This window comes from Nocardia sp. IFM 10818 (assembly GCF_054655275.1).
Map to the genome: position 1 here is coordinate 1107539 of NZ_BAAHJH010000001.1, position 26541 is coordinate 1134079.

General features: G+C 70.3%; 6 protein-coding genes. All 6 read left to right on the top strand.

Going from position 1 to position 26541, the window contains the following annotated elements:
* Nucleotides 1-12 precede the first annotated feature (12 nt).
* The 6 genes from ACYQ5L_RS05030 to ACYQ5L_RS05055 all read left to right on the top strand — a co-directional run bounded on the left by ACYQ5L_RS05030 (nt 13) and on the right by ACYQ5L_RS05055 (nt 26515).
* On the top strand, nt 13-21711 hold the full coding sequence (locus ACYQ5L_RS05030; protein ID WP_459955845.1) for a WXG100-like domain-containing protein: 21699 nt from the start codon (nt 13-15) through the stop codon (nt 21709-21711).
* 103 nt (nt 21712-21814) lie between these two features.
* Nucleotides 21815-22096, top strand: coding sequence for a hypothetical protein (locus ACYQ5L_RS05035; protein WP_379193016.1), 282 nt, complete (start codon nt 21815-21817; stop codon nt 22094-22096).
* A 45-nt stretch (nt 22097-22141) separates the two neighbouring features.
* Entirely contained in the window at nt 22142-22432 is a 291-nt protein-coding gene (locus ACYQ5L_RS05040) for a hypothetical protein (RefSeq protein WP_459955847.1), read from the top strand.
* An 80-nt stretch (nt 22433-22512) separates the two neighbouring features.
* Complete coding sequence (locus ACYQ5L_RS05045) at nt 22513-23901, top strand: hypothetical protein (RefSeq protein WP_459963325.1); 1389 nt, start codon at nt 22513-22515, stop codon at nt 23899-23901.
* Between the two features lie 5 nt (nt 23902-23906).
* Nucleotides 23907-24689 carry an ESX secretion-associated protein EspG gene (locus ACYQ5L_RS05050; protein ID WP_459955848.1) on the top strand — a complete coding sequence of 261 codons (783 nt, stop codon included), beginning with the start codon at nt 23907-23909 and terminating at the stop codon, nt 24687-24689.
* A gap of 50 nt (nt 24690-24739) precedes the next feature.
* Nucleotides 24740-26515 (top strand): hypothetical protein, encoded by a 1776-nt coding sequence (locus tag ACYQ5L_RS05055; protein WP_459955850.1) that lies wholly within the window; start codon nt 24740-24742, stop codon nt 26513-26515.
* Nucleotides 26516-26541 lie beyond the last annotated feature (26 nt).

Genomic DNA, 26541 nt, shown 5'->3' on the forward strand with positions numbered 1-26541 from the left:
GTGTAGCCCGCGTTGGGGGATATCGAGTTTCCTGAATCGCTCGAATGGGTGGGCTGGCTGGTCGGCATGGAATGGCCGGACGGCAGCGAAACCCAGATGTGGGCGCTGGCCGAGGATTGGCGCACAGGCGCCAATGGGCTGCGAAATCTGCTGTCCGCCATCGACGATGCCAGATATGCGACCATCGCCGCTTATCCCGAGGGCGAGGGTATGGAGGCCATGGTCAAGGCCTACGACGTCTTGCAGGGCAAGACCAGCGGCAAAGACGACACCTCCATTCAGGATCTCGCGAAATATTTCGACGATCTCGGTGAATCCGCCTTCTCGACCGGCACCGAGATCGAATACACCAAGCTGATGTTCTGGTCGTCGCTGGCCTTGGCCGCGGCGGAAATCCTGGCGGCGTGGATCTGGCCGCCGACCGCGCCCGCGGTGGAGGCGGTCGTGGTCGCCATGACGCGTGTCGCGGTGCGGATGATCGGCGCCCGCGCGGCCCGGGCCATCGCGACCTACGCGGCGCGGATGGCCGGTGCGGCCGCGGTGAAGTTCATCCTGCGGCACGTCGCCATCGATCTCACCCTGGGCACGGTCCAGGAGCTCGCGATTCAGCAGTACCAGGTGAACAACGGTAAGCGGAAGGACATCAACTGGACCCAGGTCGGTATCACCGCCATCAGCTCCGCCGCGGGCGGCGCGGCGGCCGGCCCGTTCGGCGGCTGGCTGGGCAACAAGCTCGGGCGGGCCGGGGTCAACAACTTCGTCAATGCCGGAATCACAAGCGTCGCATCGGGATTGGTCGGCGCGACCGCGGGTTTCGCCGCGGGCACCGGCGCGCAGTTCGGCGTCGACGTGTACAAGGATGGCTGGGACAAGGCCGTCGAGAACCTGAAGAACACCCAGTTCGATCCGCGCATGCTCACCTCGGGCGCCTTCCAGGGCGGGCTGTCGGGCCTCAGTCATGCGGGCGCGAACCGGGTTTACGGCGGGCCGGGGGGCGTGCCTCCGATGCCGACCGGCGGCACCAATCCGTACAACGGTCCGCAGGGTACCAATCCGTACAACAGCCCGGGAGGTGCCGATCCGAACGGCGGTGACAACGGGAATCGACCGCGCGCCGACAATGGGGTGCAGGGGAATCAGCCGACCGGCGGCGACAACCGGGCGGGCGCGAACGATTCCGCGTCCAACCAGAACGGTCGCGGCGCCAATCCGGACGGCACGGCTGCCCGGCCGGGTGACGACACCTCTCGCGCGCCCGGGAACAACACCGCGCCGACCACCGGCGGGCAGCAGCCGGGCGGGTTGCAGACGAACCCCCAGGGTGCGAGCACCGGCACGCCCGATACCTCCTCACCGCATGACACCGGCCGCGACACCGGGCGTACCGATACCTCCGAGCGCCCTGCCGCGAACAACAACGAGGGCAGCGGAGCGGCCGGGCGCAATGACCGCCCGGAGGCGGCTCCGGAAGCCACGGGCGGCGAATCGAGTACGACAGCACCGCAGCACTCCGGCGATGGCTCGCTGAGCAGCCCGGCCCGAGATGTCGGCGCACCCACGGCCGCCGATACGACCGGCAGGTCCATCGATTCCCCCACCGGCACAGGGGATTCGAGTCCCGAGTCCCGCGTGAACGCGCGCAGTGACGGGGGCCCCGCCGGAAACGCCAGCGCACTGAACACCTCGGACACGACGGCGGGCACGCAACCGGGCACGGTCGCCCCCGTCATGGGCGCGCCCGCCACCGGAGGACCGTCGATGACCACAGCGGGCACGCCCGCGACAGCCACCGGGCCGACCAGCACGACGCCTACCGGCAGCACTACCTCCAGCCCCGCGGCCTCCAGTCCGGCCACCTCCAGTCCGGCCACGTCGAACGCCACGACACCGAACAACCCGGCGAACCCCGCGACCGACAACCGCGCGGCCGGGCCCGCCGATTCGGGCCGCGCCGACGCTGCCCGGACCGTTCCCGGCTCCCGGCCCGGAATCGACGGCCGCACACCGGGAATCGTCTCCGCCGATGCGAATCCCGGTCTGCAAGCCGGTTCCAGCGGCGTCGAACCCACCGCCTCGACCAGCGATGTCGCCGATCGCGCCGACGCGCCGGTTGCGCAGACCGCCGAACCGCTCGCAAATCCGGCCACCGGTGACCAGGCCGGAACACCGCCACGTGATCGGGACGGAACCCCCGCGCGGGACGACGATGCCACCGCACCGCAGGATGCGGCGACGCCGCCCGCCGCGGATCGAGCGGGCCTGCCGCAGGACCCTTCCGTAACGACGCCATCCGATCCGGCCGATCAGGCTTTGCTTGTAGCGCCGATTCCATTGGCAGAGGGTGCATCTCAGCCCACACAGCGCGACTACGAGCGGGCCGCGCGGCGCAGCGGCATCGATCGGGGCGACGGCGCCACCGAGCATCCCGCGCGCGCGGGCGATGGGTCCCGGTCCGGCGGCGGGCGCGATGGCGGCGATGATCCGGCGGTGCTGCACGGTGGCGACGAGCCGCCGCGCGATCACTGGTCCGAGCTGAGCCCGGAGGAGGTCGCCGCCGACCTGGAGCGGCGCTTCGCGGACCGGGAACCGGAGGGCTTCACGGTCGAGGGCTTCGACCGGGCCGGGGTCGATCCGGAGGTGGCGCGGGAGTTCGCGCGCGCAGTCGATTCCATGATGCGGAACTACCCGGAAGCGGATCTGCGGGGGATCGCGATCGAGCCGATCGCCGATCCCGACAAGTACGCCGAGACCGATCCCGGAACCAGCGCGGATCCGCGCAATCGGATCATCCTCAGCGAGGGCTACGCCACCGATCCGCGCCGCTTCGCCGACAATATCGCCGAGGACGAGGCCGCGGGCGATCTGGTGCCGGGATCGGCGCAGCGGCCGGTGCATTCGACGATCGTGCACGAGTTCGCGCACGTCCTGGACTTCACCTCGGATACGGTGTCCCGGGACGCGGCTTGGGATGCGCTGCTCGACCACTACGAGGACGCCTACCGCGTCACCGAGTGGACCGACGCCGAATACGCGCGCTTCGACGAATGGGTGCGCCAACTCAGCGATTACAGCTTCTTCGACGACGGCGGCTTCGATCCGGTCGAGGCGCTGGCCGAGGCCTTCACCGATGTCGAACTCAACCGCGAGTTCGCCAGCGAGCCCGCCCACGTCCTCTACGAACTGCTTCTCGGAAGCCTCGAAAACTCCTCCAGCACAACGCAAGACGGCACGACCCGCACCGATTCCGGCGAGAGCCGCGAACCCGCCGAGCGCCGCCGCCAGCGCCGGCCCGAACCCGAACGCCGCCCCACGCCCCAACCGGAGCCGGAATCCGAGCCCGCCACCGAAACCCGCCCGGACAACCCGGTCCAGCAGCCCGCGTCGGAAACACGCCCGGACAACCCCATTCAGCAGCCCGCGTCCGAGACCCGTCCCGACAACCCCGTGCAGCCTCCGTCCGAGACTCGTCCGGACAACCCAGTGCAGCGGCCTGTGTCCGAGACTCGTCCGGACAACCCCGTGCAGCGGCCCGCGTCCGAGACCCGTTCCGACAATCCTGTGCAACAGCCCGAACCGGTTCAGCAACGCGAGCAGGTGCGCCCCGAAGCGGAGCAGGAATCGGAGAGCGCCCCCGAACTGCAACCGGCCGAGGGTGGCGGCGGCGAGCCGCCCAAGCCGCCGGACACCGCACCCGCTCCCGACCCAGATGGTCCGGACAGGCGGCCGGATCCTTCCGACGGCCCGGACGAGTGGTTCGATCGCATGCGTGCCGAGCAGGCCGACTGGGAAGCGCGTATGGATGCCGAACGCGCGCAATGGCTTCGCGAGCTTGCCGACCAGGACACCTCCGATAGCCCCGATGCCCGCTACGCCCGCTTCCAGGCCGATAACGCCGAATGGGTCGCCAAGATCGCTCAAGACCGGGCCGACTGGCTCTGGGATGGCATCGGCGGCAGACCCGAAAGCGGCGAATCCGGTCGCCCGAAGCCGGCGGACCCGTCAGACCCGGATGCCGGAACCCCCGAAGCCGCCCGGCCCCAGTCCGAAGCCGCTCCCGCCGCAGGCTCGCAGCCGAAGCCGCAGGCCGACCCGTCGGAGGGCGTTCAGCCGACGCCGGAAGCCGATCCGTCGGAGGGTGCGCGGCCCGAGCCGGAGACCGAGCCTTCGGACGAGGCGCAGCCCAAGCCGGAAGGCGATCCGTCCGAGGGTTCCCAGCCCAAGCCGGAAGGCGAACCGGCCGAGGGCCCGCAGCCCAAGCCTGCCGCCGATCCCGCGGGCGATCCCACGCCCGAGGGCGGGAATCAGTCCGAGCCCACGCCGGATCCGGATGCTGCGCGGGATCGCTATGACGAATTGCTGCAGCAGCGTAAGGAATTGGCGCGGGAGCTGGAGTTCTGGCGGGCCAAGCGGGACGCGCGCATTGGGCGGCTGCTCGACGGTGTTGATCCGGATGAGGCGCTCGGTACGCGAGAGGCGCTGGCGCAGACCGAACTTCGGCTGCTCGATGAGCTCGGCATCCAGACGGTGGATATTCCGGGCGTGGGCGAGGACGGCCCGAGTCAGGCGCGGGAGAACCTCAGCGCAGACGAGATCAACCGGCGCCGTGAGGCTTTGCGCAAGCTGGTCGAGGCCGCCGAGCGGGTGCATCAGCTGCAGGACGAGCTCGGCGCGGTCGACCGCGAGATGCGCGCCCTGGAGCAGACCGGCGATATCCGCGCCCGCCCGCTGCCGGACGAGGTGCAGGCCGAGCACGATCGCCTGGCCCGGGAACGCGCCGAGGAACTGCAGCAGATCAAGCCGACTCGTCGCGAGCGCGACGAGCTGGCCGAACGCTTCGGCCTGGTGGATGCGGACGGCCGGGTCGACGAGTCGGCACTGAGCCCGGAGAACCTGCGTGCCACTCTCGACGAGCTGCGCGCCGCGAACCCGGACGATCCGGATGTGGCCCGGCTCGCCCGCGCCGCCGACGAAGTCAATCTGGCGCACAACAGGATCGGCCGCATCCAGGACGAGATGGAGCGCGTCACCGCCGCCTACCGCCAGCTGGCCGAGGCCGAGGGCGCGCGCATGGTCACCGATCGGGTGGCCATCGTGGACGGCGATCCGCGCCGCATCATCGTCTTCGGCCCGCGCGACGAACTCGTGGCCGGTCCGGACGGCGAGGTCCGCCCGCGCCCCAATGCGGACCTGGACCGCGCCCTGTCGCAGGCCCTGGATTACAGCGCCGCGGTGGCGCAGGCCATGGTCGACCCGAGCACCCGCATCGAGTACCGCCAGGTTCTGGGCGACCGCGAAGGCAATCGCACCGTGGTGGACGCCCCGCCGCCGCGGGTGAACCGCCTCATCTCCGATCCGCGCAATGGCGTTCGCCTCAACAGCACCAGATGGCGTGACGGCGAAGGCAATTGGCATCACGTCGATCCCACCAAACCGGATCTGGAGTTCAACCGCGACGCCGGCAACCTCCCCAAGAAGTTCGAGGCTCGGGATCTGCCCGAAGGCGTCAGCGGCTGGGCCGTGGACCGCATCCAGGCGTCGGTGGCCGATGTCTTCGTCGATCCGGCTCCGGGCGAACCGAATACCGGCGTCAACAAGGATCTGCTGCCGCACATCCCGGGCGGCAAGGACCCCTCGGGCGTGCCGCAGGGGATGGACACCTACGCGCTGCCGTACGCGGACGCGGCGGGCCACATCATGCGCGTCGTGCTGGAAGTGGCGAAGCTGAGCGGCTTCACCTGGTTCGCCGATCCGGACAACCCCGGCCGAATCCGCCCCGGCTTCAAGGGCCACCCGTGGTTCCGCTCCAGGCCGGGCGAAGTGCAGCCGATGGTGCGCGAGTACACCCCGGCCGAGCACGCCGACGATGCCGGCGAGGTGTCCGACGAGTTCAAACAGCGGCAGCGGCAGGCCGCCGAGCGCTGGGCGCAAGTGCAGCGCTGGGCCGACGAGCAGTACGCGCGCTTCCGCGCCGACGACAGCGATATCGACACCATTGTCGGCAATCTCGCCACCCACCGCGCCGAACAGGACGCCGGGCTGTCCGACTTCATCCGCCAGGTGGAGGGGGAACTCGCCGCCCGCCCCGACGACAACCCGGCCGACATCCTGCTCGACCTGGTCTTCGACGGACCCGAGCTCTCCGACGACGCCCGCGACCGGATCGCCGATCTGCGACAGGCCCTCGACGACCTGGACGTCACCGATCGGGATGCGCTGGCCCGGGCCGTCGTCGACGGCCTCCAGGCCGCCGCGGCCCAGCAGATCCCGCCGGTCTTCACCCCCGAGCAGATCCAGCAGATCAAGAACCACCTGATGCGCGACCCGCACCTGGTGACCGATCCCGAAACCGGCGAGCTGGTCCGCCGCCCGCTCGACGCCGTCGCCGATGTGGCCGAGGCCTGGAACCGCCTCATCGCCGGCGAACCGCTGCCCTCGGACATCCTCCTGCTCCGCGACGCCCTGGCCGAATCGGATTACCTGCGCGCCAACCCGGATGCCACCTGGCGCGAGGCGAACGCCCACGCGGCAGCCCTGGACGGCTTCCACTGGGACGCCGAACGCCCGCCCCTGACCGGCGACCGCGCCGGCATACCCTACGCCCCCGCACCGCCGAACCGCGACCAACTGCTGCCGCCCCGCCCGGACGCCGACGACGATCCCGACGACGGCGCGGCGGGCACACCGGCCCTCGACCCGCCCCCGCAGCCGCCGAACCAGCCACCCGCAGCCGCCGATCCGGCCGTGCGTCCCGAAACGCCGCTCGCGGAAAAGCCTGCGGCACAGCCGGATCAATCGCGCCGTCCGGATGGATCATGGCGGCAGGACGATCCGGGAACCGAGGGTCCCGATCGCCGTCAGGCGCGCGAAGCGGACCCGGGCGACCGAAGCGTCCCGCCGCGGCCCGACGATTCCGACGGCCCGGAGTACTTCGACGGCGACGACTGGGCGCAGGATTTTGCGGCGCCCGAACCGGATTGGTCACCGCGCCCCGATGACGACTGGTCCCGGCTCGACCGCCAGGGAATCATCGACCGGCTGCAGACGCTGCTGCGCGACAACCTGGAGCAGCGCTCGCCGGACGGTCTGCCCGAGGACCTGGAACCGGAGTTGGTGCACAACTTCGACCGCACCGATGTGGATCCGGAAGTGTTGCGCGAGTTCGCCCGTGGGATCGAGGACATGCTGCGGATGTTCCCGGGCGCTCCGCTGCGCGCGGTGGACATCGGACCCATGGAGGACCCGGATACCTTCGCCGAAACCTGGGCCTTCTTCCGGGACGGCGATGCCGAGCGCATGGTGCTGAACGCGGCCTGGGCGACCGATCCGGAGGCATTCCGCCGCGCGGTCGCCGAATCGGTGGCCGACGGATTCCTGGTACCGGGCTCGGCGGACCGGCCGATCTATTCGACCGTCGTGCACGAATTCGGCCATGTCATGGACATTCGCGGGCAGCGCGAGGCTCGCGACACCGTATTCGACGCTCTCGCCGACTATTTCGAGACCACGCGCGGGGAGATGGACGAGGCCGCGTTCCTGGACTGGCTCGGCCGGTTGAGCGGCTACAGCTTCAAGGAGGACGGCGATATCTGGCCCGGCGAGGCCCTCGCCGAAGCCTTCGCCGACGTGATTCTGAACGGCGAGAACGCCACCGAGCCGGCCCGCGTCCTGTTCTGGCATCTGGTGGATGCCGCCATGCTCGCGGACCCGACCATGTTCGACGGCGACCCGGATCTGCCCCTGGGTGATCCGACCCCGCCCGCGGACGGCCCGGCCCGGCAGCCCGACGCCGCATCCGACCGGCGCCGCGGCTTCCCGCCCGTGCCGCCGGATCCGGGTCCGCGCGACCCGGCGGGCGCACCGGAACCGGAGCCATCCGGTGCCGACGCGAACCAGGCGGTGGGCCCGCGGGATTCGAGTCAGAGCTGGTCGCCGCCCGCCGACGATGTCTGGGCGCCGCTGGACCGGACGGGCGTCGCCGAGGAGTTGGGTCGCCGCTGGAATCTGCGGATGGCGGAGCGGATCGAGAAGCTGCTGCAGAACGGCAAGGCACAGCTGGGGCCGGACGAGTCCGGGGGCGGCCGCCGGATCATCGGCCGGATGGAAGGGGCCGACCCGGTGCCGGGCGCGGACGATCCGCACGACGGGCTGCCGGATCACGATGCGAACGAGGAGGATTCGGCCTACGACTGGTCGCCGCGGCCGGACGACGCCTGGTCCGGACTGGACCGCACCGAGATCGCCGACGAGCTGCGCCGCCGCTGGGATCTGGAGGTGGCGGGTTTCGACAACCCCGACGTCGATCCCGAGGTGATGCGCGAATTCGCGCGCGCCATCGACGATATGCTGACCCGCTTCCCGGGCATCGATCTGGACGGCATCGAGATCGGGATGGGTTCGATGTTCCTGCCGATGGCCGTGGCCACCTCGGACATGGAGGGCGGCCACCCCGTCCGCAACCGGATCGTGCTCAATGGCTTCTTCGCCGAGCACATCGGCGCGCTGGTCGGAAACGTGCTCGCGCGGGAGGAATCCGGCGAATTCGTGTGGGGCCACGGTGATCGGCCCGTGTATTCGACGATCGTGCACGAATTCGGCCATGTGCTCGACGCCAATGGCCGGCTCGCGGCCAATGACGCCGCCCTGATGGCCCTGGCCCGCCACTTTGTCGCCGAGACCGGCACGCGGGACACCGACGCCTTCTTCAACTGGCTGCACGATGAGCTGCCGGGCTACGCCTTCGACGAACACGGCGCACTGAATACGCGTGAGGCGCTGGCCGAGGCGTTCACCGATGTCATCCTGCACGGGCCCGAGGCGAGTGAACCCGCGCAGGTGCTCTACCGGCTGCTGAAAGACTCTCTGGCCCAGTCCAATTCGGAGACCGGGGACGATTCCGCGCAGCGGCGGTCCGGCGCCGACAACTCGACCCCGATGCCGGATCCCGATGACGCGGAGACGAATTGGTCGCCGCGTCCGGACGACGAGTGGTCGGATCTGGATCGCGACGGCATCATCGACCGGATCGAGAACGAGCTCGGGGTGCAGACCGTCGGATTCGACAACGGCGATATCGACGTCGAGGTGCTGCGCGAATACGCGCGGGCATTGGACGATCTGCTGTCCGAGCACCGCGGCGTCACCCTCCGCCAGGTCGAGATCGGTCCCATTCCACAGGATCCCGACGCCATCGCGGCCACCTGGCCCGGACGTGACGAGACCGGACGTCTCATCTCCGATCGGATGGTCTTCAACGATGCGTGGGCTCGCGACCCCGCGGCCTTCGCCGAGCACATCAGGAACAAGGAGGCCGAGGGCCGCCACGCGCCGGGATCGGGCGTGCGCCCGGTGTATTCGGCGATCGTGCACGAGTTCGGCCACGTCATGGATCACGCCGGGCAGCGGGAGGCCCGCAGTTCGGCGCTCGACGTGCTGATCGATCACTTTGTGGCCGTCCATGATTCGTCCGATGTGAATGCGCTGATCCGCTGGCTGGATCAGCTGCCGGGCTACGCGTTCGACGGCAACGGCATGCTCCATCCCGGTGAGGCGGTGGCCGAGGCCTTCCGTGATGTCCAGCTGAACGGCCGCGACGCCAGCGAGCCCGCCCAGGTGCTGTACCGATTGCTGCAGACCACGCTGGCGGATGCCGGACTGCCGGGCCCCGCTACGGCCGAGCGTTCGAAACCGGATGCGACGCAGCCGGAGTCGATGGACGGGCTCTCGGATACGCCGCCGTCCGATCCGGGCCCCGAGGCGAATCCTCCGGATTCGGATTGGTCGCCGCGCCCGGACGACGAGTGGTCGGACCTGGATCACCAGGGCATCATCGATCGGCTCGACAACGAATGGGATCTGGAGGTCGTCGGATTCGACAACCCCGACATCGATGTCGAGGTGCTGCGTGAATTCGCCCGCGCCATCGACGACATGATGCGCCAGTACCCGGATACCGACCTGCTGTCGGTGCGCATCGCGCCGCTCGACGACGACGGCGTGTTCGCCGAGGCGGACCCGGGCGACGACGGCGGCCTGACCTACTGCGATTCGCTGACGCTGAACGAGCGCTGGGCTCTCGATCCGGCTGGATTCGCCGAGCGGGTCCAAGGGGCCGAGGACGATGGGCATCTGGTGCCGGGATCCGGTGCGCGCCCGATCTATTCGACGATGGTGCACGAGTTCGCGCACGCCATCGACTTCACCAGTCAGCTGGAGGCGCACTACCTGCTCTTCGATGCGCTCCAGCAGTACTACCGGCGGACTCGCGGCAATCTCGACTTCCTCGATTTCGTCGAGTGGTACCAGGAGCTCAGCGGCTACAGCTTCGACGACAACGGCATGCTGAATCGCAGCGAGGCGCTGGCGGAGGCCTTCACCGACGTCAAGCTCAATGGCGACGACGCCAGCGAACCCGCACAGGTGCTCTACGAGCTGCTCACCCAGGCCTACGCCGAGCATGTGGCGAACAACCCTGCCTTCGAGGACGATCCGAACACCGCCGGCGACGACACCCCCGGCAAGATCAGGCAGGGCTTCAACGCCGACGGCACCCTCCAGCCGCCGACCCGCAGCGTTCCCGGCGACGATACCCCCGGCCCGGAGGCGCGCCGCGACGACGGTGATCCGGATCGGCCGCCGTTCGACCCGGACTCCTGGTTCGACCGCATGCAGGCCGAACAGGCGGACTGGACTGCCCGCATGGATGCCGAGCGCGCGAGCTGGCTGCACGAGATGGCCGACCGCGAGGTGCCCGGCAGCCAGGAGGAGCGCTGGGCGCGGCTGGAAGCGGAAACGGCGGACCACCTGGCCCGCATCTCCGCCGACCGCGCGAATTGGTTCTGGGAACAGGCCGGCGGCCGCCCCGACCCAGCCCCCGCCGACGGCGACGGCCGGCAGCCGCCCGGCCGCACCCCCGGCGCTCCACCCGCCTCCGATCCGGACGGCCCCGACGGCCGGGCCGAATCCCGCGACCGGGACTCCGACCCGAACGTCGACCCGTCCGCCACGACACAACCGCTGCCGCCCCCGAACCCGTCGGAGGCGACCACTCAGCCCCTGCCGCCCCCGGATTCGTCGGAGGCGACGACCCAGCCTGTGCCGCAGCTGGATTTGTCGGAGGCGACGGCGCAGCCATTGCGGCCGCAGGGTCCATCTCAGGCGACTACACCGCCGTTGCCGAGTCCGTCCGAGGCGGTGACCCAGCCGTGGCCGGGTCCGGGTGAAGTGGAGGCGACGCCGCAGGCCGGGTTGGTGGAGCCGGTGGGGGAGAGCCCGATACTCGAGCTCGATGTCGATGCGGTGCCCGAGGCGCTGCGTCCGGTGCGCGACTTCCTGATGGAATTGCCGCCGGAGCAGGGGGTTTCGCGTTCACCGGAGGAGTTGGAGTACGCGCGGCGGCTGGCCGAGGCGCTCGGGTTGGGCCCGGCGCTGGCGCGGCATCCCGATCCGCTGTCGGTATTGCGCGATATCGCCGACATGGCCAGAGCTCGTGGTTATTTCGGCGATGCGAGCCGGGGTGAGCCGCCCGCGCGGATGCGGCATCCAGAGGACTTCGAGCCGCTCAGCGCCACTGCGCGGTACGGCGACGAGGAGTACTGGCGGACCGAGGTCGATCCGGAGCAGTTGCGCACCATCGACGCGGAACTGGACCGCCTGGGACTGGCCGATCGGCTGGCCGGCGCCGCCGACGGTGCGGGAACGCCCGCGCTTCAGGCGGGCCCCGAGCTGCCCGCGGGTTCGGAGAGCCCGACCGCGCCGCTGCACCCGCAGGCGCAGCAAGCACCGGCGAACCCGCCCGAGTCCGGGGCGCCCTCCCGCCAGGAGGGGCTCGCTCAGCGTGATCAGCGTGCGCTGCCGTTGGATCGGCTACAGCAAGAGCTCGCCGACCGCCTCGGCATTCCGGAGTCGGACCGCACTCCGCAGCGCCTCGCCGATGCCGCCGGTGAACTCCAGTACCGGAATCTGTTGCGCGCCGGCGGACTCGAGGCGCTCGCCGATGCCACGGCGCGCCGCGATGCCGCCACCGATCCGGAGCAGCGCGCGCGGCACGCCGCGGACGCCGAGGACTGGGCGCGCCGGCTCGGCATCGATCCCGAGCGGATCGATCCCGAGCGGCTCACCCCGGACAACCGGGATGCCGCCTTCGCGGACCTGCGCGCCGAAATCCACGGTGACGCACTGGATGCCGCCGATCTGACCGCCGCCGACCGGCACGATCCGGCCGAGCGCCGCGCGGTGCTCGAGGTCGACGGTGAGCGGGTGCACGTGCGCCTCACCGAGGGGCCGAACCGCACCTGGCGCGCCGAACAGGCCACTCGCCCGGCAACACCGGAGACACCGCCCGCGCGTCCGGCGGAATCCACGCCGGAGAAGCGGTCCCTGGTGCGGCGGCTCTGGGATCGGCTCATCGGCAGGGATCGCGCGATCGAGCCGAAGTATCCGTCGGGCTCCGGCCAGGATGGCGACTACCAATCGCAGGTCGCCTCCGAATTGGCGCATCTCGCCGGCAGCGATGTCGTCCTCGACGGCTTCAACCCGATCCGCATCGCGAAAGAAGTCGCCACGCTGTGGAAGGCGCGCGAGCGCCTGCCGCTGCTGCGCCTGTTCACCAGCCGGGTGGCCGCGGAAACCGGTGACGGCCAGGCCATGCGCAACCGCGACGGCGCGGAATTCGAACCGTGGCTGACCGAGGTCGATCCGGCGCAGCTGCGCGAGATGTCCGACGATCTGCGCCGCGCCGGAATGCACTCCGCCGCCGACGAGATCGACGACTACCTGAAGCGCGGTGCGCAACCGGATTCCTCCGCCCCGGCGCTGGAATCGCCCGACTCGCATCGGGATCTGCCGCAGGATGTGCGGGATGCGCTGGCCGAGCTGGGAATCCAGCTCACCGACACCGGCCCGGAAGCGCTGCGCCGCGCCCTCGACGAGGCCGTCGCGCTGCAGATGCGCCGGGCGGGCGCGGTGGAGGCGCTCGCCGTGGCGGCGGCCCGCTACAACGACGAGGACGCGCGCATCGCGTTCAGCCGTGACGTCAACTTCTTCGACAATGACCCGATGGGCCGCTTCCTGCGTGAGCTGGCCGCCGCCAACGGCCGATCGGTGCCCATGCTGGAATCGCAGGGCGTCAACAATGGCGCGGAGGCGCCGTACGCCTTCGGCGATCTCAGCCCGGACGAGGTCCGCTACGACACCGGCCTGAAGTCGATCTTCGAACATGCGTTGCGCCGCGACGAGATTCGCGACGAGCGCTCGAACTGGTCGCAGCTGCTCGCCACGGCCCTGGACGATCTGACCCCGGAGCGCCTGGCGCGTTTTCTCAGCGATCAGCGAATGAGCGTGCGCGACAACGCCGATGCGCTCGCTCGGCTGGAAGACGCCCTGCACAACCACTTCCCGGACGAGACGCCGGGCACGGCAGCCGATCTCGCCCAGCGCCTGGCCGACGACGCCGCCCGCGCCTGGGTGGACGGGCGCGGCGGCGTATTGCTCGACCACAATCTCGGCCTCGTGCCCGGCGACACCCCGGACGCACCGCCGCGATTGGTGGTTCTCAGCGGCGAGGCGAACCACGGCCGGATTCTCGCCGATGCGCTGATCACCGATCCCCGCCTGCGTGATCTGGTCAACGACGCTGCGGTGCAACCGGACTACCGCCTGCTCGGCATCGACGAGCAGGGCCGTCTGCACGTGGTGCCCGGTGACGCCCCGCAGGTCCGGCACATCGACGAAGTGGTGGACGGCCGCCGCCTGTCGGCGACCCTGATGCGTTCCGAGGACGACGGCGCCTGGAACCTGGTCCCCGGCCGGAACGATCTCGCGGAGTTCGCGGACTCGAACCACCCGGACGAGGTGCTGGCCGCCCGCGACGAGCTCGCCGACCGGATGTCGGTGTACAACGTGGATCTCGCGCCCGGCCGGCTCGAGGACGCCATTGCCGCACTGCGGCACGACAATGCGGTGCGCGCCGCCCAGATCGAGGGCATGGCGGACTTCATTCGCAGCAGTGACGCCATCGACAACTTCCACCGGCTGGCGGCGGCGCGGGATCGGATGTCGCTGCGCCTGGGCATCGATCCCGCCGATCTGACCCCGGAGCTGCTGGCCGCCCACCTGACCGATCCGGATACGCCGCGCCCGCGCAGGCTCCAGCAGATCAAGGATCTGCTCGACTACGCGAAACTCATCCGCGGCGTGGACGCCGATGCGGTGACCGCTGTGCGCGAGCGGCTCGACGCCACGCTCGGGAACGAGCTCGCGGCCAATCGGGCGTCGGCCAACCTGCTGGCCGGGCCGTCACCCGAGATCGTCGCGGCGCTCACCGAATTCGCCCGCACCCTGGGCGATCTCGACCCGTACACCAACCAGCTCCGGTTCGACCCGGCCACCGATCCGCGCGCGGTCGACGGCGAGGTGGCGATTCACGATCCCGCCGCACCGCAACTGCTGCGCGACGCGTGGAACCGCGACAGCATGATCGGCGAACCGCGCTCGGACGATCCCTCGGACGCGCCGACGGTGTGGGCGCGTCTGCTCGGCATCGACCTGACCCCGCCCAATGCCGCCGACATCGCCGCCGCCGGAGGCGACTACGCCGCCGCCGAGCAGGCCTACTGGGCCCGCGTCGCCGAGGTGTACGAGCTGTACCGCGACGGCCGCCTCGACCAGCACGAGCGCCTCACCCCCGAGCAGCTGGCTGCCGAACTCGCCGAACTGCGTGCCGAGGTGCGCGCCCGCGACGCCGAGATCGACGCCCTGGAAGCCTTGTCCGCGCGCTACAACGAGCTGACCGCGCCCGCGCCGATGAACCCGGGCCAGGCGGCCGCCGATCTCGCCGCCGCCGAGCTCGAACGCGACAATGCCCTCGCCGCGAGGGATGCCGCCCTGCGCGCCATGGGCGCCGACACCGATGCGGACCGCCCGATCCGCCCCTCGGATCTGACCCCCCAGCGCCTGCCCGGCACCCTCGACTACCTGTCCCACCGCACCGACGCCGACCAGCCCCGCTACACCGAGGCCCAGCGCGACCAGTTGCGCGAGGCCGCCGAACGCCACCACCGCGCCGAAGCCGCCGTCCGCGACGCCCACTCGGCCCTGGATGCTGCAACCCGGCCCGACAACGCCCCCGCCCCGCAGCAGCCCACCCAATCGCCCGAACAGCTCCGCCAGGCCGCCGATCAAGCCCGCGACGCGGCCCGCGACGCCCTGCGCCAGAACATCTCCGACTTCTTCCGCGCCACCGGCCTCCCCGTCAACGAGGCCGACCTCCTCGCGCACCCCGGCGACACCATCGACGCCCTGGCACAACAAACCATCCGTGGCATCGGCCCCGCCGTCCACGACGCCTTCGACAACCTCCGCGCCGCCGCCGAAACCGCCCACCGCGCCGCCGCTTTCGCCGACTGGATCGCCCGCAACTTCCCCGACGGCGGCACCGACCCCGGCACCCCACCCGCCCCCGGCGCCCCCGTCGGCCCCGGCGGCCCGAACACCCCGACCTCCGGCCCCACCCGCGCACCCGAGCCGGACCCGGGAATCCCGGACCCCCGCGTGGAGTGGATGCAGCCCGCCCAGGAGCCGACGCAGCCCGCCGACCCGCGGGTCGATTGGATGCAGCCGGGTCAGGAGTCCCCGCGGCCGGTGGATCCGCGGGTTGGCTGGACGCAGCCCAGCGAAGGAACGGCGCAGCCGGAACAGGGCTCGGTGCTGCCGGAACAGGGCTCGGCGCCGCAGCAATCTGCCGAACCGCCGGCGGTGCAGCAGGTTTCGTCGGGATCGGGGGACTGGCCGCGAACCGGTCTGCCGCAGGTCCACACTCCGACCACGCCGCGGGCGCGCGCCGAGTTGCAACAGCTCATCGATCGCGCCCAGCAGGCAGAGGAAGGGCTGCGGGACGCGAACGCCGCGGCCGAGACCACGCTGCACGAGATCGCCGGCCGCCTCGGGATCGATCCTGGTGACACGAACGTCGTTCGGCTCACCAGATTGATCGACGAGGCATTGCGCGCCGAGATCGCCCGCCTCGAGCAGGTGGCCGACCCGGATTTCCGTCCCGAACGCACCCACGCGGAGTACTTCGACCAGCGTGATGCCGCCTATCAGCGCATCGCCGAACTGGATGTCGTGCGGCGCGAGGCCTTCCAGGCGCAGGCGGACGTCATGGCGGCGCGGGATGCGGTGGCTGCCGCCCGGCACGGCGCCAATCTGGGCGCCGCCCGGGACATCATGACAGCTGCGGGCGCCGATATCCGCGCCGATTTCGTGGGAATCCTCCCAGGGGACCCCCGCCGGATTCTCGTTGTCTCCCCACTCGCCGACCCCTCGCCCATAGTCGGCGACGAGCTCCCCAGATCGATGGCAGCCCAAGGGATTCCCATCGACTACCGCCACGTCGAGATCCATGACGACGGCGTGATCACGCACGCCCCAATCACCCCGCCCCCGCCCGCCTCCGCCCCGCCGGCCCAGCCTCCGAGCACTCCACCGCAGTCGCCGCAGCCGCCACACCCCGGCACCGGCTCACAACTCCCGCCCGCCAACGCGGAAGTGCCTTCGAAGCCGAAGGATCTGTCGGCGAACGAGGGCGTGGCAACACCCTCGCGGCCGGTCGATCCGCGCATCGAGTGGTCGCAGCCGCAGGCCGAATCCGCGCAGCGACCGCCGGAGCCGCCTTCATCGAACGACGACGGTGACGAGCCGCCGCAGGCCGGTGGTCCGGTCACACCCGGTGGTCCCGGCCGGCCCGATTCCGGTCCGGCCCCGGCGAGCCGGCCAGAGCCCGTGCCGGACAGCTCAGACGAAACGACCTCCGGGGTTCACGGCCCGGTGCAGCAGCCGGGCGCGGGCCGGCCGACCGTGGACGCCGGTGGCGGGTCGCAGCAACCGCTGTCGGATCCGCCGGCGCGCAACGCGGACGACGCCGGTGATCCCTCGGAACCGGGCGGGCAGCAGCCGGATCACGGTGGCCCGCAGCCGGAGTCGCCGCGCGCCGAATACGAGCGGCTGCTCCAGGAACGCCGGGAGCTGGCGCGCGAACTGGAATTCCAGCGCGCCAAGCGCGACGCCCGGGTCGGGCGGCTGCTGGACGTCGGCGATCCCGAGGCCGCCCTCGGCACCCGGGATCGCCTGCAGCAGACCGCACTTCGACTGTTCAACGAGGCCGGTACCCGGGTCGTGGGCATCGAGGGCGTCGGCGACGAGGGTCGGCACAATGAGCGCCTGCCCAATAGTCCCGCCGAGCAGGAGCGTCGCCTGGCCGCCCTGCGCAAGCTCGTCGCCGCGGCCGAGGACGTCATCCGGCTGCGCGAGCAGATCCGGGAGATCGACCAGCGGATTCACGAACTGGAACGGGCCGGCGCCGCCGCGGGCCTGCCGCGGACCGCGGAGGTCATGGCCGAGATGGATCGGCTGGCCGCCGAACGCGGCGATGAGCTGCAACGCGTCAAGCCCCGGCGGATCGCCCGGGACGAACTGGCGCTGGCCCTGGGTCCGCTGGACGCGGAACTGGCGCGGCAGGCCGCGGAACAGCGCCCGGCGCACGAACCGGACACCGTGCCGCGCCTGTTGAACTCCGATGGGACGGTCAACGAGACCGCACTGAGCCATGACCACCTGACCGATGCGCTGTGGCGGTTGAGCGACGCCTTCCCCGACCGCGCAGGCGATCTCGACAGACTGCGGGCCGCCGCGGACGATGTGAACCGGGCGCACAACAGGATCGGCCGCATCCAGGACGAGATGGCCCGTATCGCCGGCGAGTGGCGGCGCATTGCCGCGGCCGAGGGCGCGCGCCTGGTGACGCCCCGGGTGGCGATGGTGGACGGACAGCCGCGGCGGATCCTCGTCTTCGGCCCGCGCGATGAACTCGGCCGCCCGTTCGGCGACCACGATCGGGCCCTCGCGGAGGCCCTGCTGTTCATTCCCGAAGTGGCGCAGGCCATTGCCGATCCGAGCACCGTCGTCGAACGCCTGCGGGTCACCGCGGGCCGCGATGACGGGGTGACGCTGACCCGGTCGGAGCTGGCCGTGAATCGTCTCAGCGCCGGCGGGAACTGGAGCGACCGCGTCCTCAGCACGCGCTGGCGCGACGGTGCGGGCAACTGGCACGAGGTGAATCAGACCCGGCCGCACTGGACTCAGAATCGCGGGTCGAACGCCTGGCCGGACGAGTTCAAGCTGGAGATGGCGCAGGGCCTCAGCGGCTGGGCCGCCGACCAGGTGCAGGCCGCGGTCGTCGGCGCCGTCATCGACCAGGTGAGCGGACTGCCCGCGGGCGCTCAGAACCAGGATCTGCTGCCGCACATCCCCGGCGGCAAGAAGCCCATCGCCGACCCGGACGATCCGACCTTCGCGCTGCCGTTCGCGGATGCGGCCTCCAATGTGATGCGAGTGATCCTGGAGGTCGCGAAGCTGGGCGGGTTCACCTGGTTCGGCGATTCGGCCCAGCCTGCCCGCATCAGCCCCGCGTTCAAGCCAAAGGTCAAGGGATCGATCCTGTTCGGGATGCGCCCGGGCGACATCCAGCCGATGATCCGCCAATGGGATCGCGGTGAGCGCGCCGCCGATATCGAGCCGTCCCGGCCCTGGAGCGAGGCGCAGCAGGCCGCCGCCGAGCGGTGGGCCAAGGTGCAGCGCTGGGCCAATGAGCAGTACGCGCGATTCGACCGTGATGATGTCGCCGACGGCCCCGACAACGATGTCGCGGCGATAGCCCGCAATGTCGTCGACTACCAGAATTCTCGCCGCGAGGCCCTGGAAGGTTTCGTCGACGCGGCGCTCGCAGTCTTCGCGAACCCCGCCGGCGCCGACCTGAACAAGCTGATCGCCAAGGTCACCCGCCTCCTCGGCTCCGAAAACGCCGATTACGCAAGGCAACTCGCCACCGATCTGCGCGAGAACCTGCGCAACGCCCCCGACCGCGACGACCTCGCCCGCGCCCTCGACGAACAGCTGCGCGCCGCGGTGCGGAAAATGCTCCCGCCGGTCTTCACCCCCGAACAGATCCAGCAGATCAAGAACCACCTGATGCGGGACCGGCACTGGTACCTCGACCCGGTCGACAACCAATGGCGAATGGGACGCCTGGACGTCGTCGCCGATGTCGCCGAAGCCTGGAACCGCCTCATCGACGGCAACCCCCTCCCCGCCGACATCCTGCTCCTGCAAGACGCCCTCGCCGAATCGAACTTCCTGCGCGAGAACGAGAACGCAACCTGGAGCGACGCCAACGCCGCGGTAGCCGCCATCCAGGGCTACCACTGGGACGCCCACCGCCCACCCCTCACCGGCGACCGCGCCGGCATCCCCTACGTCCCCGGCCCACCCCAATCCCGTCCCTACCCCCCACGCAACCTCCCGCCGATGCCGCCCCACCCCCCGGCTCCGGCGAATCCCCCCGCGCCCCCGGCGATTCCACCCATGCCGGACCATCCCTCCGCCGCCCCGACCCCGGACAGCGACCTCGAGCAGCCGAACCACCAAACCCCACAACAGAATCCGCCCGCCACGCCCACCGACGAGAACGCCACCGTCCAACCCGAGGCCACCTCTCCCGAAACCGACGAGCGCCCCGCGCCTTCCCCGGTGGACCCACGCGGGGACTGGGCACAGCCCCACCCCGAGCTCCGACCGGCCCCGTCCGCCGAGCTGGATCAGCCAGCCGAGTCCCCGCTGGAGCCGCAGCGGCGACCCGATACCGAGCACACGCCCGAGACCGAGGGCACGCCTGACGCCGACCTGTCCCCGGATCGTTCGGATCAGCCAGCGGTACAAACGGATTCGGAGGCTGGTCAACTTGGCGCTTCTGCCGAACCTCGTCAGGTTCCGCCCACCGAGCCGGACCGAAATGCCGGTCCGCGACGCAATGCACCCGCGGCCGGCCAGCCGATCCCCGGACCATTCCCCGGCTCGGAGCCCACACCCGAGCCTGGCGGCCCCGGCCGTCAGGAGCCCCCTGCCGAGCCGGATCTGCCGGTTGGTTCGCCGCAGGAGCAGGACCGAGCGGCCGGAACGCGCCGCGAGCCGCCTCATTCCGACAGCTCGGACGAGGACACCGGCGCCGGCGATTTGATCGGCGACGGCGACGCGTCCCCCGGCGACTCGGATGGTTCGGATCGTGGTGTCGGCGGTGACCGGATGCCCGGTGAAGGGGAGTCGAGGCCGGAAAGCGGAGATTCGGCAACCGGTGACGGCCAGTCGGCCTCCGGTGATGGTGGTCCTGCCGCTCGCGGGGCTGATTCGACGCCGGGTGACGGTGGTGATTCGACTCCTGGTGACCCGAGCCCTGATGGTCCGGAGTTCCGGTACAACCCGAACTGGCGCTCGCACATGCCGCGAGTTCCGCGCGACTTCGATGTCGAGTTCCCGGATTACACCCCGGACCCGCCGCAGCAGCCGCACCCGTGGACACCGCCGCCGGGCCTGCAGGATCCCTCGGACGAGCCCGACGACGACTGCGATCCGCCGCCGAACCCGCCTGTATCGCCGCAGCCTCCGGTGCAGCCGACGCCGCCGCAGATCCCGGTGCCCCCGCAGATCCCGGTGCCCCCGGAGATTCCGGTGCCGCCGCAGCCTCCGGTGCCACCGAATCCGCCTGTGCCGCCGCAACTTCCGAAGCCCCCGGAAATGTCTTGGCCCCCGGGGCTTCCGCAGCCGCCGGAGATGCCCTGGCCGCCTGGGTTGCCCAAGCCGCCGGAGATGCCGCAGCCGCCGGACGGCAATTGGCCGCCGGGCGTACCCACGCCTCCGGATTTCTCTTGGCCGCCGAGGGTTCCGATGCCGCCGGATGGCGGTTGGCCGCTGGGCCAGCCCGTGCCGCCGGGAGATGGTGGGACGCCGGGTATTTCGGTGCCGCCCGAGTGGCCGTCACCTGGAGAGCCGTCGTACCCCGGGGCGCCGGGCGTGCCCGACCCGTCGTATTCGGGCGACCCGGGTAGGCCTGGCGCTCCGGGTAGTCCGACCGACCCGGGTATGCCCGGTGCTCCGAGTGCACCGAATGGCACGAACCTGCCCGGTGGTCCGGGGGCACCGAGTGGCCCGGGTGTGCCCGGTGGCTCGGATGCGCCGGGTGCTCCGGGCATGCCGCACGACCCTGGCGCACCGGGTATGCCCGGCGGGCATGGCGCTCCGGGTGGGCCGGGGGCGACCGAGCCGGGTGGGCCTTCGGCTCCGGGCGCGGCGGGAGCGAATGGGCAGACCGGTCATGGTGTTCCGCCGTCGCAGGGTGGGGCGCCGATGATGGGGTCGCCGATGGCTCCGGCGCCGGCCGCGGGCGGGAACGGGCGTGGTGGGTCGCGTGGCGGGCAGCGGTTCCCGCGCGCGTCCGCGCCGGTGCGCGGTGGGGCGATCTATCTGCGGGCGCATGCGGGGTACGGCGAGTTCGCCATGCTGGATCCGGATACCGGGACGTTGAGTGCGGCGCCGTCGGCGGGGGCGGTGTCGGGCGTGTACGGGGATGTGGACGGGACGCCGGTCTCGTTCTATCGCGATCAGGCCGGGTTGGTGCTGCGGGTCGGTCAGCAGGTGATCGAGCTGGATCGGATGGGGGCGGCGGCCGCCTGGGAGCCGGGCGCGCAGTTCCATTGGTTCGCGGTGTATGCCGGCGGGAATTGCCTGTGTGAGCTGCGGTATCGCCCGGTCGCGGGTGATGCGGACCTGGGTCTGCTGATTCGGGACGTCTTGGCGGATCCATCGCGCAGGGCCGGAATTTTCGGATGATGCGACGGTGTGAGTTCTCCGATTTTTACGGTTTCGGCAACCGCGCGGTCAGCCGGGATATGTGATGCTGACAGATGGTTCGACACGAACGAGGAGGATGGACGTGCGCGCAGACCGCCCGAGCGAGGAGCAGTTGCGGCGGAACTTCGAAGCCGTGCTGGCGGATGTGCTGGCGGGCCGCGGTGTGCGCACCGAAACCGGCTTGGACTCGCCGACCGAGGACGCCCTGTGGGCCATCGCCCGCGCCCATCCGAACGCCTCCGAGGAGCTCGTCGCGGCCGCCCGGAAATCACTCGCCGGTCAACTGGACGGCAGCAATGCCGCCCGCTGGCGCGCCGACCTGGAACGCATGTTCAACGAGGGTCGTCCGGCGTCGGACGGCTAGCCGGGTTCGGTGCCGCCGGTAATTCGCTAGATCAGGAGGAACGAAGTGCGCAGAGGCCGCCCCAGCGAGGAGCAGTTGCGCCGCAATTTCGACAGCGCGCTGGATCAGGCAGTGCAGGGGAGCGGCGTGCGCACCGAGTCCGGCCTCGACGAGCAGACCGAGAAGGCGTTGTGGGCGATCGCCCGCGCGCGCGGCGCCGCCACCGATGAGATGGTCGAGGCCGCGCGCCTGGCCTTCGCGGGTCAACTGGACGGCTCCAATGCCGCGGCCCGCAAGACCGCCATGGCCCGTAATCTCGCCGAGCGCGCCGCCCGCAAGCGCCGCCCGGAAAACTAGCGTGGCAGCCGGATATCGCATACGGTTCGGGGCTCACACTGTCTCGAAGTGACCGCCCAGGAGACGATTACCCCGTGACAATGTCCTCAGAGCCCATCGAAACCCCGAACGAGGCACCGGAATCCGCCACTCTCGGTGCATCGACGCTGGTGACCGGAGCGGTAGGCGCGTCCGCCAATGGCGAAGTGGTCGGCGCTGCCGGCGGGGAAGTCATCGGAACCGCCGGAGCGGAGGGCGAATCCGCCCCGGACGTCGGCTTCCGGCTCGACGGGCTTCCGGATGTCGGCTTCTCCCTCGAGCCGCCGCCCGAACCCGATGTCGCGGAAAAGGCCCGCCGCATAGCGCATCGCATCGCCCAGGGTCTGCTGGAGCTGGGCCCGCAGGGCTGGGCGCGGGTGCGGGCGTCGTTCTCCGCCACGGTGAACGGCCAGCTCGCCCGCGTGGTGTTCGCCGATCCGGAGCAACGCCAGGCGCAGGTGCACCCGACCCCGGAAATCCACGCCCTGGCGGCCGAACATCGCGCGCTCTCCGCCGAACTCGGCGACGGCCCGTGGTGGCGTCTCGAACTCGATCTCTCATCCGACGGCGAGCTCGAGGTCGACCACGACTACGGCGATGAGCCATTTCCCGACGACCAGTTGTTCGCTCCCGAGGACTATCTCGCCGACCTGGAAGCGTATCCCCGTGCGGCACTGCCGGTTTGGCTCGCCGCATACGTCCGCCACGGCAACCGTCAGATTCGCACCCCGCAGCAGGCCGCCGCGCAGGCCCGCGCCGATCGCGAATCCGGCATCACCCCGGTGATTTCCGAAGACGACTTCCCGGACTTCCCCCTGCTGTGGGCACGTTGGTCCGCCATCGCCGCCGCTTTCGTCGCCATCGGCTCGCAGTGGGGTCCGCGCGTCCTGCCCTCCTTCGGCTGGTTCGAGGGCTCCCGCCGTTCCGGCTCCACCCTGTACTCGCTACCCGGCGGCCGCGCCGTGCTCTCCGGCGGCGTCTGGAACGCCCCCGAACTCGCCGCCGCCTACAACACCGAGGCCCCCCTGCCCCGCTTGTATGCCGGCGCCCCGGAATGGGTTGCCACACCTGTTCTCAACACCCGCGCGGCAGGCGGTCTGCTCACCTTCTGCTACTGGTGGGAGGACGGTCGCTGGCATCGCGGCGAATCCCCCGCCTCGACCGAACTGGCCTCGGCCGTCCCGGGCATGTGGACCGCCGAAACCGTGGCGGACGTGATCAGCGGGCTGGTGGCGGAGAAAGCTGATCGCGCCTTGCGTACCGCCGTAGAGAATTTCGTCGCCGCCGCGGAACAAAACCGGGTCGACTATCCGTTGCTGGTTGAAGTATTCGGCAACACAGCGGATTTGGACGGTGCCGCCTACCAGCTGACCTTGGCGGGCACCCTGCACGCCGGCCGGCATCGCGCGGGCGATGCGCCGAGACCGGCGGAAGCGGGGGTGGAAGGTTGATCCAGGTGTATCAAAGCTGGTCTCTGACGGATCTCGAATTGCAGGCGCTCTGGGAGGATTTGGGCGAGCAGCAGCTTCCCGCCCCGCTGCGGTTCGGTGGTCACGCAGAATGGTGGGATGAGCATCTGGCGCAGCTGCGGCGCGCCCGCGAAGGTCTGCGCGACCGGGAGCCGGCCGTCGACGAGGCGATCGCCGCGGTGTATTGGGCGGATGTGCGGGTGGAACTGCGCGGATGGGACGGCCGGGACTGGCAGAATCCCAAGGGGACCATCCGGGTGCTCGGCGCGAGGCGCGGTGGACTCGGCTACCTACTGGTCCAGCAGCCCGGTGAAATACATTCGCACGGGCGGGAATTCACTATGACCGAGTTCGACGCCGACGCACTTCCCGGTGAACTGATGGCGATGCTGCCGGACCTCGGTCCGGGCCGCAACCGTGATGTCGTGCTGGCCGAACGCGAGGATGTCGAAGAAACCGAGTACGCCTACGAGCTGTCTCCGGCGCACCAGTCCGTCGAGGGCACGGTCACCGATCTCGCCACGGAGTTCCTCGCCAAGCCGGTGACGACTGCCGGAACCATCGACGTCGTTCAGGGTCATTCCGTATACGGCCCGCGCGGAATCGTCCGTTATCAACTGGGCTACCGCGATATCGAGGACGATGGACGCTATCTGATCACCAATGATCTTCCGCCCGTGGCGTCGTCGGCCGACCGCCGCAGGATGATCACGGCCGTCGAGACGCTCATCTCCGAGGTTCTCATTGCCATTGACGATGAGAGAGCGTGAAAGTATGAGGGCTGCAATGGAAGTCGTGCGAGCAACGACAGGAGCGAGACGTGGGTAGCGAAAACCCTTGGAAGGGACTGTCGCGGCAGGCGCATTCCGGCGGCCTCAAGTTCGAGCCCGGCGCCGCGGACGAATGCGCGACCATGGCCGCGGACGCCTCGTACGTTCTGGGTGTGCTGAAGAAGAACATCTCGAAGTTCCAGGAGCACAAAGTCTTCGGCGGCACCCATCCCAGCCGGTCGGCGACCACCCTGCAATCCGCTCAGGATTTGATGGCCCGGTTCAATGAGCAGGGCCGGCGCTTCGGAGACGTTGTCAACGGCTTCACCGAACTCATCGACGCCATGGCCGACACCCTCATCTGGGCGGGCAAGAAGTACAAGTCGGTCGACGAGGATTCCGGGAAGGCGTTCGGCCGCTACAAGGAAGGGTCGGAGGCGCGGCTCAAAGGCAGCCTGCCCGCGGTGATGACCGTCCCGACGGGTGCGCCAGGAAATGTCGCGAACTTCAAGAAGGAGCTGGAGGGCCTGCTCGGCGCGAAGCTGGACAATGGGCTTCCCAAGATCAGCGGCGACAAGTACGGCTCGGCGATCGGCGCGGAGAGCCCCTACGGACGAGGGGTCGAGTGGTTCCGCGGTATTCGCAATACGCTCTCGCCGGAGCTCCTCGACGTCGAAAGTCACCTCTGGGAATGGGCCGCGGTCAATATCGCGGGGGTCTTCAATCCGCTGTACAACCGGCTGGAGCGAATGGCTCTCGATGGTGAGTGGCAAGCCAAGGGCCAGGTGGGCGCCATCGCGGCCGTGAACAGTTTCAAGTCCCAGGCGCAGGACGTCGCCCTGGACCTGGCCGCGCTGTCCGCCACTGTGCTGCACACCCGCGAGTGGATGGTCACCTTCCGGGGCAATCTGGCCGAGCTGCAAGGCCCGTACGCCAGCGATCAGGCGCGCAACGACGCTCTCGAAGCCACCTGGGAGACCGCCTTCATCACCAGCTACACGCCGTATCTCGGCGCGACCAGCACCGCCATTCCGAAGCTCACCGATCCCACCGCGAAGCAGCCGACGCCGGGCGGCAATCAGAACAACAACAACACTGGCGGGGGGAATACCAATCCCAACGGTGGCGGCGGCTCGACCAATCAGCCGAAGGGCGCCATCGACCCCAGGAAGATCCCGTTGCCCGATACCAAGGATCCGAATGGCAAGGATCCGAACGGCAAGGACCCGAACGGCAAGGACCCGAACGGCAAGGACCCGAACGGCAAGGACCCGAACGGGAACGGCAACGGGAATGGCAACGGCAACGGGAATGGCAACGGGAACAACAACAACAACAGCAACAGCAACGGCCAGGGCATGTCGCAGCTGACCAGCGCCCTGCAACAGGGCCTGCAGTCCGCACAGCAACTGGCGCAGCAGAACACCAAGAAGAACGAATTGCAGGACCAGCTCAAGGACCTGGGCCTGAGCGGCCTGCCGAGCACGCTGAAGGACCTCGCCAAGGGCGGTGGCGGTCCCGGTGGTGGCTCGCCCGGCGGCGGCGCGCCGAACCCGCTGACCAATCCCGCGAACTCGAAGCTGTTCCCGCGCGCCGCGACCGTGGAAACTACGGCGACGGCAGGGGTGACGGCCCGCGCGGGCCTGGCGACCGGCGGCGGTATGCCCATGGGCGGCGGTATGCCCATGGGCGGTATGGGTGGTGCGCACGGCGCCGGCCAGAACGGCAAGGAGCACAAGCGCGCCGAATTCCTGGACTCCACCGAACATCTGGAAGAGGCCATGGGCGCACCGCCGATCGTGGCGAAGCCGGTGGTCGAGGGTTGATCCGGATAGTCGAGGACGAGTGAGAA